The organism is Enterococcus rotai, assembly GCF_001465345.1.
Taxonomy (GTDB): domain Bacteria; phylum Bacillota; class Bacilli; order Lactobacillales; family Enterococcaceae; genus Enterococcus_L; species Enterococcus_L rotai.
The window spans coordinates 392,861-406,870 of record NZ_CP013655.1 but is presented as its reverse complement, the minus strand read 5'-3'; the positions used below and the strand labels follow the sequence as shown (position 1 = coordinate 406,870).

General features: G+C 36.4%; 13 protein-coding genes. 7 read left to right on the top strand and 6 right to left on the bottom strand.

The features are described 5' to 3' along the window. Positions 1 to 37: 37 nt before the first annotated feature. From ATZ35_RS01915 to ATZ35_RS01905, 3 genes are all read right to left on the bottom strand, one after another. Positions 38 to 1,087, bottom strand: a complete 1,050-nt coding sequence (locus tag ATZ35_RS01915; protein ID WP_208929028.1) for a chitinase — start codon at positions 1,085 to 1,087, stop codon at positions 38 to 40. Between the two features lie 30 nt (positions 1,088 to 1,117). Next, positions 1,118 to 1,702: a lytic polysaccharide monooxygenase gene (locus tag ATZ35_RS01910; RefSeq protein ID WP_208929026.1), complete on the bottom strand. Its 585-nt coding sequence runs from the start codon at positions 1,700 to 1,702 to the stop codon at positions 1,118 to 1,120. Positions 1,703 to 1,922: 220 nt separating this feature from the next. Continuing rightward, positions 1,923 to 2,768 carry a helix-turn-helix domain-containing protein gene (locus ATZ35_RS01905; protein WP_208929024.1) on the bottom strand — a complete coding sequence of 282 codons (846 nt, stop codon included), beginning with the start codon at positions 2,766 to 2,768 and terminating at the stop codon, positions 1,923 to 1,925. 574 nt (positions 2,769 to 3,342) lie between these two features. Between ATZ35_RS01905 and ATZ35_RS01900 the strand changes: the two genes are divergently transcribed. The 4 genes from ATZ35_RS01900 (at position 3,343) to ATZ35_RS01885 (ending at position 6,497) form a co-directional block, all read left to right on the top strand. Further along, the gene (locus tag ATZ35_RS01900) at positions 3,343 to 4,083 is read left to right on the top strand and encodes an acyl-ACP thioesterase domain-containing protein (protein WP_208929022.1); all 741 of its coding nucleotides are present in this window, start codon (positions 3,343 to 3,345) and stop codon (positions 4,081 to 4,083) included. Positions 4,084 to 4,224: 141 nt separating this feature from the next. Further along, positions 4,225 to 5,058 (top strand): DUF72 domain-containing protein, encoded by an 834-nt coding sequence (locus tag ATZ35_RS01895; protein WP_208929020.1) that lies wholly within the window; start codon positions 4,225 to 4,227, stop codon positions 5,056 to 5,058. A gap of 37 nt (positions 5,059 to 5,095) precedes the next feature. Beyond that, positions 5,096 to 5,935, top strand: a complete 840-nt coding sequence (locus ATZ35_RS01890) for a Cof-type HAD-IIB family hydrolase (RefSeq protein WP_208929017.1) — start codon at positions 5,096 to 5,098, stop codon at positions 5,933 to 5,935. A 40-nt stretch (positions 5,936 to 5,975) separates the two neighbouring features. Then, positions 5,976 to 6,497, top strand: a complete 522-nt coding sequence (locus tag ATZ35_RS01885) for a pyrophosphohydrolase domain-containing protein (RefSeq protein ID WP_208929015.1) — start codon at positions 5,976 to 5,978, stop codon at positions 6,495 to 6,497. Between the two features lie 71 nt (positions 6,498 to 6,568). Here ATZ35_RS01885 and ATZ35_RS01880 read toward each other — a convergent pair whose 3' ends face one another. Together ATZ35_RS01880 and ATZ35_RS01875 are read right to left on the bottom strand one after the other, a co-directional pair. After that, positions 6,569 to 8,152 carry an ABC transporter gene (locus ATZ35_RS01880; protein WP_208929013.1) on the bottom strand — a complete coding sequence of 528 codons (1,584 nt, stop codon included), beginning with the start codon at positions 8,150 to 8,152 and terminating at the stop codon, positions 6,569 to 6,571. Next, on the bottom strand, positions 8,145 to 8,909 hold the full coding sequence (locus ATZ35_RS01875) for an ABC transporter ATP-binding protein (RefSeq protein WP_208929011.1): 765 nt from the start codon (positions 8,907 to 8,909) through the stop codon (positions 8,145 to 8,147). The genes ATZ35_RS01880 and ATZ35_RS01875 overlap by 8 nt, the downstream gene beginning before the upstream one ends. Positions 8,910 to 9,212: 303 nt before the next feature. Here ATZ35_RS01875 and ATZ35_RS01870 point away from each other — a divergent pair, with 303 nt between their 5' ends. Then, positions 9,213 to 9,653, top strand: coding sequence for a GNAT family N-acetyltransferase (locus ATZ35_RS01870; RefSeq protein ID WP_208929010.1), 441 nt, complete (start codon positions 9,213 to 9,215; stop codon positions 9,651 to 9,653). Between the two features lie 139 nt (positions 9,654 to 9,792). Here ATZ35_RS01870 and ATZ35_RS01865 read toward each other — a convergent pair whose 3' ends face one another. Further along, positions 9,793 to 11,148, bottom strand: a complete 1,356-nt coding sequence (locus ATZ35_RS01865) for an aspartate kinase (protein ID WP_208929008.1) — start codon at positions 11,146 to 11,148, stop codon at positions 9,793 to 9,795. 195 nt (positions 11,149 to 11,343) lie between these two features. On the opposite strand from ATZ35_RS01865, the gene ATZ35_RS01860 reads away from it, so the two are divergent. Then, on the top strand, positions 11,344 to 12,009 hold the full coding sequence (locus ATZ35_RS01860; protein ID WP_208929006.1) for an HAD family hydrolase: 666 nt from the start codon (positions 11,344 to 11,346) through the stop codon (positions 12,007 to 12,009). A 229-nt stretch (positions 12,010 to 12,238) separates the two neighbouring features. Beyond that, complete coding sequence (ezrA, locus tag ATZ35_RS01855) at positions 12,239 to 13,960, top strand: septation ring formation regulator EzrA (protein ID WP_208929004.1); 1,722 nt, start codon at positions 12,239 to 12,241, stop codon at positions 13,958 to 13,960. Positions 13,961 to 14,010: the final 50 nt, after the last annotated feature.

The following is a 14,010-nucleotide window of genomic DNA, read 5'->3' as shown; positions in this document are numbered from 1 at the left end:
AACTAGTTTCTAGTTTTGTCTACGACTCTTTGGTTATTTATTGTAAAATTCGAGCATATCTTGTAGCAAATTCATTATTATAAGGTACTCCATTTACATTTGTCCCAGTGTCCCAGTTTGCAGACCAAGTCATTAAGCCTTTGATTGGATTGCCATCTTTAGCTAATTGATCAAGAGCTCTGTAGACCGCATTTGGATCGATTACATAGCCACTTCCAGCACCATCAACATTTGCAGGAAGTCCCAACACAAGTTTGTCATTAGGAATTTTCAAGAATGTTCGTGTCCCATGGATCATTGAATCAGACATATAATAGAGGAACTCATATTTCAACGCATCATTACTTTGTGGGATCCATTTCATGATTTCGTCTACCCAAACACCATCGCCGCCTTGATTATATAACTGAGGTGCAATGTAGTCATAATAACCATCTAAAGAAGTAATATATTTTTCATAGGCCCCACCTGGTTTTAAGTAAGGAAATTCTGGTGCCATCGTAATGATGAAATTCTTGCCTTGTGTTCTATAGTACTCTTTGACTTTCTTCAATGCTGTAGGGATGACTGTTTGATTATCACCAGCAGTAATTGCGGATTGTTCTAAATCAATGTCAAGCCCATCGAAGCCATAAGTTTCAACTTGACGAATAATTTCGTCTGCAAAAGCTTGTTCATCACCCGTTTTTAATTGAATATGAGCATCTGCTCCACCTAAGGCAAGTAAAACGGCACGTCCTTGACTATTAAGCAAGGCAACGTCCTGACGAAAGGCAGCATCTGTTTTGTTATATGGAGCAAATGTTGGAATACGGCTGACACCGTCACTTTTCATAAATGATACTGGAACCACATTGTACGCTTTATTTACGTCTGCTAATGAAATATTGGCGGATGTTCCTTGTTTGTACCCATCTCTACCTTTAGAAGCCCAGTTATGCCAATAACCGACAAGAACCTTTTTATTGGCCACACTGACCATCTCACTGGCCGAATCAGCTGCTTCTACGGGCGCCGCAGTGAGTAAACTACCGAAGGCAATACCTGAAATGAGTAAAAACGCCGGAATAAATTGTTTGATTTTCATGGACACGACTCCTTTAGATTGTTTTATTGATTATTTTACATTGACATCAATTGCTTGATAGAAGGCATTTGTTGTGTCGTAAACATTCCAAACAGCGTAAATGACATGATAGCCTTTACGGTCGCTAGGAACGGTAATTGTGTGATTAACAGAAGCTTCAGGAACTGTTGCTTTATCATCAACACGACCGATCAAATCAAAGTTTTTAATATCCAATGGTTGATTTTGATTCCAACCTTGTTTGGTCATATAGTAGTCCCATGTAGAAGTTCTGTGACGAGCTGTCAAGGTCCAATTGATGGCAAGTGGTCCTGTTGTGATGTCTGATTTGTGCCAACGATCTGTTGTCTGAACATCTAATGGTTCAAATCCACTAACACCTGCACTAGCTAATTTTCCTGGAGTGAATGTATTTTTTGTTGCCTCAATACTTTGAGGTTCCCACTCAGCACGTCCAACATTTTTATTTATTTTGCCACCTTGAGTGCTACCAAAATAGGCACGACTTCCAGGGGATGAAACGTATCCGTGAGCGTGTGTAACAGTAGCTGAAACGGATAAACCTCCTGCTAATAAACTAAGGGTAAGGACTGCTTTGAGCATTGTTTTCTTCATTGTGATTCCTCCTAAAAATATTTTTATAGCGCTTACATTTTTAAATTTAACATGTTGTTTTATATTATTCAAATAATATGCAATTATTTTTTTAAATGATAAAATAATGAGAAGTTTTATTTGTTTTTTATCTAAAAAAGTTTTTCTGATTTTTTTAGATAAAAATAAAAAAACGGTCAGTTGAGAGGAGATAGAATCCTCCGCCAACTGGCCATTTTGTTTAACGAGACAGGTTTTTTTCATCACTTTCGATTACATCCAATAAACTTTGATTGTGATTAAATGAGGCAAAAGCTTTAGCACTACTAAAATCAGGTGCTGCTAAGTGTGTAGAGCGCATATAATCGTTGAATGCCGCTTCGTATGCTAACAAATCCAGCATATATAAAGATTGATAGGATCGGTTTAAAGTCATGCCTTGTGTAGCTAAGTCAAACGCTGTGTCGTATTCTTTGATCAACGAGTAAAACTTGGCCGTATTGAAAAATATCTTAGTCGCTTCAATTGGCATTTTGATGGTCATCTTTTGCAGCATATCAATGGATTTCTTATAATAAACCTGAGCTTTATCTAATTCATTAGCCATTTCATAAACGATGCCTAAGCTATTAACAGAAAGAATCGCGTAAACAGAGTTTGAATCACCGAGCTCATCGGATCTATAAAAATAGAATAAGCTGTCAGTTGTATTATTATAGCCTAATAAATTCGTGATCCCCATAAAATAAAACCAGCGAACTTCTAATTCTTTATTTTGGAAATCAGCAACATTGATCGACGTTTCTTTTAAAAGTGAATGAGCTTCTTTGTGTCTGAAGGTATTACACAATTCTTCTACATGATTTAATAAAGACGTTAGTTTCTTTTCATCATTATCATCCAGCACACTTTCGAGACTGAGGTTTAATCTTTTGCAGATGGCATCAAGGATCTCAAGACTGTCGCAGACATTTTTATTTTCGATATTACTCACAGTCCCTTGAGTACAAATTCCAGCGGCTAATGTGACCTGAGACAACCTTTTTTGTTTTCTTGTTGTGCGGATTATGGCTCCTTTGATTCTCATATTTTTCCCCTCTATGTTTAAGCGTTATAGTTCTAGTTTTATATAATAGTATGGTATTATCCCCTTAGAATCAACTAATTTTTTTGGAGGGATAAGGATGGAAACACTTGTAGATCTATTGTGTGAAGTACTTGGTTACGGTAACACAGGTCACGTGTAGTGTGAAAAAATTAGTTATTAGATTTTTTTTTGAAACAATTAGTTAGAACTTAAAAGCTTTTTAAAAAGGGTGAATTCTTCATTCTGTTTTAAAAAGTTTTTTTATTTTATATAAAAATTTTATTTATCTCATGGAAATTTTTAAAAAAGTTATTTTCAAAAATTGTAAAAAGCTCAACTTTCTATATGAAGTATAAAACTTGCTTACATTTTAATCTTCCTAATCACGATTTTAGGGGCTACGATTCCACTATTACTTAGTATGCTATTTAAAATGAATACAATATTTAAATAGGACTGAATATTCTATAATTTATACTTTAAATGGTTCGACTGATTATTCGTTACTTGTTTTCATCTAGTGATCTTGTGTTATAATTTAACTAGTTTTATAAGTGAAAAAGGAGGAGATCCAGTGGCAAAAAAATTTACGACCCCATATGAAGTAGCTTATTACGATGGCGATATTACGAGAAAAATGACGATTCCGTCAATGCTAGCCGTTGTGATCAAAACATCCGAAGAACAAAGCGATGCCTTAGATCGAGGAAGTGACTTTGTTTCGTCATTTGGTCTAGGCTGGGTCATTACCAATTATGAAATCCAGATTACACGTTTGCCTAAAGTTGGGGAGAAAATTGCGGTGACAACACAAGCAATCGCCTATAATAAATATTTTTGTTATCGTAACTTTTGGATTCATGATGAACAAGGTCAGGAATGTGTCTTGATCAAGTCGACATTTGTGTTGATGGACAAAATAAATCGCAAAATGAGTAGCGTCTTACCTGAAATTATTGAACCGTACGAAAGTGAAAAAATCAAGAAAATTTACCGCAGCGAGAAAATCGAAAAAGTAGAAAATGGCGAGTTTTCTCCTTATCGCGTCCGGTATTTTGATATTGATGGGAATCAGCATGTAAACAATGCAATTTACTTCAATTGGATGCTAGATGTATTAGGCTATGATTTTCTGAGTACTCATGAGCCGACCTATATCAATGTGAAATTTGATAAAGAAGTCGAGTATGGTCAAGTTGTCGAAAGTCATTATGAAGTCCTTGATACAGACGAAGGTAAAACAACGAAGCATGAGATTCGAATTGAGGGTCAAATCTATTGTGAAGCGAATATGAAATGGAAAGAAAACGAATAACATTATAAAACCAAGTCATTTTCTGACTGAGACAACTTTTTGTTTTGTCTTAGTCTTTTTTAGTATAAAATAAACAGATAGAGTAACCATTTTAACATTTATACATAATAATGTTAGCACGTAAAGAAAGGAAATAATGCTATGATACGATTAGGTTTGACTTCTTTTAATGAACATGATAAATTAACCGGAAAAAAGCGTTCCACTTTATATGAATATGCGGGCTATTTACCATTAGTTGAGATGGATACAGCTTATTATGGTATTCCTAAGCAGGATTCGGTTAGAGAGTGGACAAAATCAGTACCTGAGAATTTTCGATTTGTCATGAAAGTATATAGCGGTATCAGTTGTCAAGGTGAATGGGCACAGTATTACCAAGATGAAGCAGAAATGGTTGAAGCATTTCTAACGAGTATGGCACCAATGATTGAAAGCGGAAAGCTGTTTGCTTTTCTGATTCAATTTTCTGGAACATTTAGCTGCACAAAGGAAAATGTTCAATACCTTGAAAAAATTCGTCAGTGGTTTGCTGGATTTCCAATTGCTATAGAATTGCGAAATGGTTCATGGTATACGGCAAAATACATCAAACAAACGCTAGCCTTTATGAAAAATAATCAATTTTCATTAGTTGCAGTCGATGAACCACAGATTCCGACAAATCCTGTTCCCTTTTTTCCTTACGTCACAAATGATCAATTTGTTTTGTTTCGATTCCATGGTCGTAATGCTGCTGGGTGGATGGCAAACGACAAAGATTGGCGCAAGAAACGCACGTTGTACCGTTATAAGGCAGAAGAAATCGCGGAATTAAGTGAAGCTGTCGAAAAAGTAGCGGGCGAAGCCAAAGAAGTTGCTGTGATCTTCAATAACAATTCTGGTGGGGATGCGGCAGGTAATTTACTTGAAATGAAAGCCGCACTTAAGCTAGAGTATGACAATTTAAATCCCAAACAAATGGGCCTATTTTGATCAACCAAATATAAAATGAAACAAAGAAAGGGAAAATATGATAAAAGCTATTTTCTTTGATATCGATGGCACGCTAGTGAATAAAAATGCCAAAGCTTTGGAGTCAACAAAACAGGCAATTGCATTAGCGCAAGAACAAGGAATCATCTGCGGTGTTGCAACAGGTCGAGGACCCGTTCATTTAAGCCAGCAGATAGATGAATTGAATCTGGATGTTTTTGTTACGTATAATGGTCAGTTGGTTTATACAAAAGACGAAACGATTCGAGCAGATCATTTTCCTGAGGAGACATTAAGAAGGATCGTAACCTTTTCAGATGACTATCATCGCCAAATCATGTTTGGTTCAAGAAAGAGTTTGGAAGGCAGTTCTCTGATGCGCTTTGGGCAAAAAAAATGGGCCAAAAAGCTATCCCGCTTTTTACCAAAACGTTTTCCTGTGACAATCGCCAAAAATTTAGTCAGTCGTTTTTCTATTCACAGAAAAGATCAACGTTATTTTGATTTGGACATATTAAAAGAACCGATCTATCAATGCGTTCTTTTGAGTGCCAAATCAGAGGAAAGCTTCTTAAAAAAGCAACTGGAAGGTTGCCATTTGACTCGTTCTAACCCGTATACTGTAGATATTATTCCAGCAGGGGGTTCAAAATTAGTTGGGATAAAGCGCTGTGCTGAACATTTTAACCTCTCACTAGATGAAGTGATGGCATTTGGTGATAGCTGGAATGATCTGGAAATGTTGAGTCATGTCGGCTATGGAGTAGCGATGGGAAATGCTGAGGAAGAGATCAAAAAGGTCGCTAAGTATGTAACGAAAAGTAATGAAGAAGATGGTATTTACCAAGCGTTGAGTCATTATGATGTGATCCATTAGGCTCATGTTAGTTTATGATCGTTATACGAGGAGGAACTTTATGAAAATCGATAATCCATTTGAAAAAGCAGAAGCATTTCACGAAAAATTTGATAATCGAAAACCGAAAATTCCAACGCCGTTTTCTGCTAAGCAAGCATCGGATAGAGCGGGCTTTAAAACGGAAGAGTTGGTTGAGTTTTTGTATGGATCGGCGAACAATGATCCAGCAGTATTTAAAGAATTAGTAGAGCAGCTAAAAGTATCAGTCGATCAGGCTGAGGAAAAAGTTCTGAGCAAACAAAAGCAAGTAACTGATCCTTTAGTAGAACAAGTTGACGCATTGATCGATCTATTGTATTTTACATACGGTTCGTTTTCATTGCTGGGCGTCGATCCAACTGAAGTTTTTTCGATTGTTCATGAAGCCAACATGGGAAAAATTTTCCCAGATGGTAAACCACATTATCATCCCGTCACACATAAAGTGATGAAGCCAGATAACTGGGAGGCAGATTTTGCACCCGAGCCAAAGATCAAAGCTGAATTAGAACGTCAGAAAAATGCTGCTGAAATGAACTGATTACTTGAGAGCAGAAAACGAGCAGAAAGAGAAAGGTCATTCTCTTTTGCTCGTTATTTTTTATCTATAAATTAATCAAAATTTGTCCAAAAATTTTTCTGATAGTAACGGCCCCAGAAAATAGTTACAAGCACAATTAGTGTTAAAACCCCTAATGTGAGCGGCCAAAATGGTAGATACATAGCGGCAAAACCATACATCACTAAAATAATCAAACTACCAAAAATAGACCCAAACATCGTCAAAACTAACCCTGTATTTCCTGCACCACGATTAAATAATTGGCTGATACTGGTCCATTCCAGTAAAATAAAGCGATAGTCTCTTGCAAAAAATCGTAGACAAAGCAGATAACTCCCTAATAAGGCACCTGCAACGAAACTAATGACAAAAATTAGTGGTAATCGGAAGAGGAAACTGCCGATCAATGCGATTCCGCCAGTTAAGATAAATTGAATAACCAACCCCACCAAAAATTTTTTCTGCATATACTTGGACATTGAGATTGGCAAAGACCGTACAAAATGAAAATTTTCTTGATCAAGAGATATCAAATTACTGATAAATGAAGTCTGATTGATTGTCATCCAAGCTAATGCAATGCCACCTAAAAAGACAACCCCGATAAAACGGAAATCTAAATGACTTAAATTCAATGAGCCGCCAATTGCAAATGTAACGATAAAAATAACTGGCATTAGTAAAGAAGTAGACAATACTTGCATAATTAAGTTGGGTTCTTTCAATAATTGTTTATTATAATTTATTAGTAGCTGACCTAAATTTTGGTTCGCTTTATATTTACGACGTTGGGCACCTTTGGCGGTAGTTGCATCCGTCAACTGCTCGTAAAGTTTTGGCAGAATCAACAACTTAACAGCAATCATCAAGACTAAAAAAATACCAAGTAAACCTGCAAGACTAAGCAATCCTGATGTAGAAAATGGATTAGCAACAATTTGAAACAACGGCAATAAAATAGTGATCGGATTTCGATCCATTTGACCTACTTCGGAGTAAGAACTTTGACCATTCATAAAAATGATCCCAACGATTGCAATCGTCATTGAAATACCTAACAATAAACTAGTTACGACTTTTTTATGCTCTTTGAAAAATTTAGTTCGAGTCAAGCCAAAGACGATCAAGCAACAAACTGCAAATACCGTAGCTAAAACCAATAAGAAAAGCAAAACCGCTAGAATGATCGTTACTGGCAGAAAAATCCCTGCTCGCCAGCCAGTCAGCAAGAATACGACAAACATTGGAAAAACAAATGGCGTAACTGTTAAAGCAACGACCAAAATTTTTGCCGCAAAAATCGTACTTTGTTTGAAAGGCAAAGGGAGATAGGCTGGTAAGTCCTGACTTTCAAAGAACACATTATAAATGACCGAGATTCCTTGCGAAAAAGCTAAAATGCTAAATAAAGCAACATAATAAGTAAAGAAACCTGGCATTTGACTAAAATCAATAAGAAACATTGTGGCGCCATAGATGAATAAAAATAGAACACCAGAAAGCAAATACTGATTGATCAAAGCTCGCGTCAATGCTTTTCCGCTTTTGCCTTTTCTTCGAGCGCGATCGGTCACTTGCGGGTTGGCATAACGTAAATTCACTCGAGTCAATTCAAGCAGCTGTGTTTTATTCATCCAAATCACCTTCAATACGTTCTAATAATTGCGCATCCGATTGCCGACCAGCCATCTTCAAGTAGATGGATTCTAAAGATTCATTTGGCGATTGCGCTAATAAGTCAGCAACAGAGCCGTTGTAGATGAGTTCACCTTTCTTTAGAATCGCTAATTGATCACACAGTTGTTCAGCGGTATCTAACGCATGGGTTGAGAAAATGACCGTTTTCCCTTTGGCAGCATGAGCCTTCATCATTTCTTTCAAATCAAATGCAGCTTGGGGATCCAACCCTTGTAAAGGCTCATCTAAAATCCAAATATCAGGATCAGGCAATAAGGCCCCAATAATGATCGTTTTTTGGCGCATACCATGAGAAAAACTTGCTAACGTTTCATCTTGATGACTCAACATGTCAAACAAAGAAGCCAATTCACTTAAGCGCGTTTGTTTTTGTGCCGCCTCAAGTCCATAAGCGGCACTGATCAAATCCCAGTATTCTCCTGCTGTTAACTGTAAAAAGATATCAGGAGTGTCCGGCACGTAGGCAATTTTTTGCTTGATGGCTTGCCGATTTTCTGATAATTCCAAACTGTCAACTTTGATTGAACCACTAGAAGGCTGAATGATACTTACTAGACTTTTGATGGTTGTCGATTTACCTGCCCCGTTATGCCCAAGAAAACCAAAGATTTCTCCCGACTTAATCGTTAAGCTCAATTCCTTCAACGCTTGTTTTGTCCCATAATTTTTACTGACATTAAACAACTCGATCATACTTACCCCACCTTTTCATAAATAGCTTAGTTTTATTGTACTCTAGTCATGTCACGATGAGAATGCTTTCTTTGAAAATAGATCACCAAAATCAACTATTATAGTGGAAAAAAGAAGGATCGCGTAGTAAAGGTCGATAATCTGTTGACATCATTACAAAACCTCTTTAAGATAAATGCTATCAAAAAGTTGAGGTAAATATAAAATGAATACATATTTTAGCTGGAGTTATACTCAAAAAACAATTAAAGGATAAATGGGAAGGAGTGGTAGCAAAACAAACAACGAACGGAGGACGCAAGTATGTTAACTAAAAGAAAAGCAAACAAAGAGGATTATCGTTCAATTATCGAAATATGGGAAAGATCAGTAAAAAATACACATGATTTTTTATCTGAGGAAGATTTCAATTTTTATAAAAAAATAATTCCTGAAAATTTAGATAGTGTTGACTTAACTATCTGGAGTGAAAACGATGAACTAGTTGGTTTTAGTGGTCTTGATCATCATGAGTTAGTCATGTTATTCCTTGATCCTAATTTTATTGGAAAACGCTATGGTAGTAGAATATTGACGTGGCTAGTTGACAATGAGGGGATAAACAGAATTGACGTGAATACTCAAAATGAACAGGCTAAAAAATTCTATTTAAATCACGGATTTGAAATTGAATCAGAGGATGCAGTCGATGGCTTTGGAAAACCTTATCCAATTACTCATCTCGTGAGAAAGACAAAATTTTAATTAACAACATAACATCAAATAAAGCGAAAAACAAGAGCCCGAAACGTCACTCGAAAGTGATGTTTCAGGCTCTTGCTATTCGAATAAACGGTAGGAGCAGAAACAGCTCGTCGCGTCATATTCCAGTCACGCTTTTAGTTTATTCCACTTCAAAAAAGGTTTTATATAAGGCTTGGATCGCTTTTTTCTCTTGATCTTCACGAATTCCAAACATAATACTGACCTCAGAAGAACCTTGGTTGATCATTTCCAAGTTGATTTTATTAAAAGCTAAAGCGGCAGTGCTGTCTGCCATAACCCCGATCCGTTGACGCATGCCTTCACCAACCACCATCAACATAGATAAACCATGTGTAATCCGTAATTCATCTGGCTCAAGTTCACGCTCCAAGCGCTCCATCAATTGTTCTTCGATCTCAATTGTTAATTGCTCTTCTCGCAAAATAATCGAAATATCATCGATCCCAGAAGGCATATGCTCGTAACTAAGACCGAGCTCTTCTAGAATTTGCAATAAACGACGTCCAAAGCCCAATTCTCTATTCATTAAATATTTACTAATATAAATGCTGGCAAATCCTTGGTCGCTGGCAATTCCGACAACAGGGTCGTGTTTCACTGTTCTAGATGTTGTAATCAAGGTTCCTGGATGTTCAGGATTATTTGTATTTTTGATAACGACAGGGATGTTAGCACGGTAAGCAGGCATCAATGCTTCATCATGTAATACTGCAAAGCCTGCATAAGCTAATTCTCGCATTTCCCGATAGGTTAGCTCTTTAATTGTTTTAGGTTCATGAATGATTCCAGGGTGAGCCACAAAAATCCCATTAACATCCGTAAAGTTTTCGTAAATATCAGCTTCGACTCCAGCTGCAACGATCGAGCCTGTGATATCAGAGCCTCCTCTAGAAAATGTACAAATATCTCCCGCTTCTGTAAAACCAAAAAAGCCAGGAATCACTAAAATTTCGTCAGTTGTTTTAAACTGGTTGATTTTGCTTAAAGAAGATGTCAAAATTCGGGCATTACCAGGTTCGTCTGAGACAATGATCCCAAGATCACTCGGATTTTTATAACGAGCCTTTAGTCCGCGCTGTTGGAAAAAAGAGGCAACTAATTTTGCATTGTTATTTTCACCGCTGGCTAAAAAGGCATCAAAAAGATGTGGGTTATCCTGTTTTGGTAATGTAGCCAATTTTTGGATTCCTTGTTGAATATCATTTAGTATCTCTTTATCAAGCCCTAACTCATCTAAAATCGCTTCGTAACGATCAACGATTTTGCCAGTGATTTCAGTCGTATTTTCATTATTTAAATAAGTATTATAGTAAGCAATAAGTAAATCTGTTACTTTGATGTCCTCAGAAGAACGCTTACCAGGAGCTGAAACAACGATAAACTTTCGTGAAGCGTCTTCTTTTACGATTTGTAAAACTTTTTCTAATTGTGCAGCTGATGCTAATGAGCTACCTCCAAATTTTGTGACTTTCACTTTTTTCACTCCTAATTTTAATAGATTTTTCATTATAATAGTAAAAGAATACCGAAAGATGGACTGAAAAGCAACTGTAAAAATGACAATTATTCGTTCTTTTCCGTTATTTTCCAACAAATTTCTTCATTTTTTTTCAAACTTTTGTTAGACTGATAGAGCTGAATAAGAATAGTCAAAAAAAGGAGCGCCAAAATGACGCAAGAATACAAGGGAATTATTTTCGATATGGATGGTGTGTTAGTCGATAGTGAGGAGTTCTATTATCAACGTAGAAAAGCTTTTCTCAAGGAATATGATCTATCTATTGAACAGATTCCGCTACCATTATTTATCGGAGCGGACATGCGAAGCTTATGGGAGACGATTCTTGAAGTTAATGATACAATCTATGATGAAGCTTTCTTAAATGAAAAATACCATCAATACAAAGCAGAACACCCGATTGATTACAGTCAGTTGATCGATCCAGATGCCAAACGAGTCTTGCAGTTTTTTAAAAGAAAAGGGTATAGAATCGGTTTAGCCTCATCATCAACGTTAGATGTGATCCAAGAAGTTTTAAAAGAAGGACAATTAACGAGTTATTTTGATGTAGTCGTGAGCGGCACACAATTCAAAAAAAGCAAACCAGCTCCAGAGATTTATGAATATACCGCAGAAGAATTAGGACTGGATCCTAAAAATTGTTTGGCGATCGAAGATTCTGAAAAAGGCATTCGTTCCGCTCGTGATGCAGGGACAACGGTTTGGGCTATAAAAGATACTCGCTTTGGTATGGACCAGCAATTGGCAGATCAAAAAATCGATACATTGAGCGATGTGTGTAAAAAGTTGCAAAAGACAGAGAAAATCGGTTAAACTAACGAATAGTCGGCAGAGATGCGTGACAATAATACAAAGTCAAAACATTTCTTAAAAATTTACAAATTGTTAGTGCTTGATTGAGTGGTTTGTGATATAATTTTCTGTAGGTGTTTTTAAGTAATTTTAAGTAGATAAGAGAATATTGTGATAGTAGATAGAGGTGTTTTTGTTATCTATTGGCTGTTGCATATCATATATGGACTAATAAACGGAGGAACCATGAATGAAGAATAATCTGATCATTATCGTAGTTTTAGCTATAATAATCATCGCAGCAGTTTTGTATTTAGTTGGTTATTTTATGAGAAAGAAAAATCAAATGAAACTCGATGATCTGGAAAAGAGGAAAGAAGCGCTGTTCGACTTACCAGTGATTGAAGAGGTCGATGATGTCAAAAAAATGCACATGGTCGGGCAAAGTCAGAACACATTTAGAGAATGGAATCAACGTTGGACCGAGATTTCTACTCGTTCTTTTGCAGAGTTAGAAAGTCAGATTTTTGAAGTTGAAAATTTAAATGAAACCTTCCGTTTTATGAAAGCAAAAAAAGCAGTTGCCGAAGCTGACGAGACAATGACTGAGATGGAATCAGAAGTTGAGATCATTCGTAATGGTTTGAAAGAGCTACGTGAAAGTGAAGAGCGCAATTCATTGGAAGTTCAAAAAGCTTTAGATGTTTACGAAGAAATCAGTAAATTACTTCATGATGAAAAATCAGAATTTGGTTCAGCTTATCCGGAATTACAAAAACAAATCAAAAATATCGAGATCGAGTTTACTCAATTTGTTACATTGAATACTTCTGGCGATCCGATCGAAGCACGTGAAGTATTGGAAAATGCCGAACGTCACACCTATGAGTTAGATGATGTGATGAAGCGTATCCCACCACTGTATGACGAATTGAACCGAACATTCCCAGATCAACTAAAAGAGATTGAAGAGGGATACAAACGTCTGCTTGCAGATCATTATGTGTTCCCTGAAAAGAATTTTGAAGAAGAATTGAGACGCGTTCAAAAACGCGTGAAAAATTCAACGGTTGATTTAGAGAAAACAGAAGTCGATGCAGTTGAAGTTGCAAATCGTGATACAGCTAATGCAATCGATGCACTATATGAAATCATGGAACGTGAGATCAATGCTAAGAAATATGTGATCACAAATCATAAAGTCGTTGGTGATTACATTGCCCACGCATTGAAAAACAATCGCCAATTAATGATCGAACTGGATCACACGTCACAAAGTTACACATTGAATCACAATGAGCTTGGACGTTCAAGAGGTTTCCAAACTGAGATTGAAGAACTGATTCGCCGTTATGAAGATTTCGAACCAAAAATGAAAGAACATACCATTCCATATTCAGAAGTTCAAGCATTCTTTAAAGATTGCTATAAGATTTTAGATGACATCGAAAATCAACAAGTTGAAATCGATGATTCATTGAAAGAATTACGCAAAGGTGAAAAAGCTGCCCAAGAAAAAGTTGATCAATATGATTTTCGTTTACGTAACATCAAACGCTATGTTGAAAAACAACGTTTGCCAGGGTTACCAGCTGATTACTTAGAATTCTTCTTTGTTGCAACAGACCGTATTGAAGAACTAAGTAAAGCCTTGAACCGTATTAGAATCAATATGGAAGAGATCAAAAAACTTTCTGATCTTTGTAATGAAGATTTAGAATTACTAGATAAGAAAACCAATGATTTAGTTAACTCTGCAGCATTAACAGAACAAATGATGCAGTATGCAAATCGTTACCGTCATACACACGAAGCAATTCGTGTAGCGATGGAAAATAGTTTAGAACTATTTTCAAAAGAGTATAGATATCAAGATGCATTAGATGAAATTGGAACGGCACTTGAACGAGTAGAACCAGGTGCGTTTAGACGAATCGAAGATTTCTATTTCAACAATCTTGATGCAATGTAAATAGTTAAGGGTGAGACAAGCGTCTCACCTTTTTATTTTGTATTCGGTTG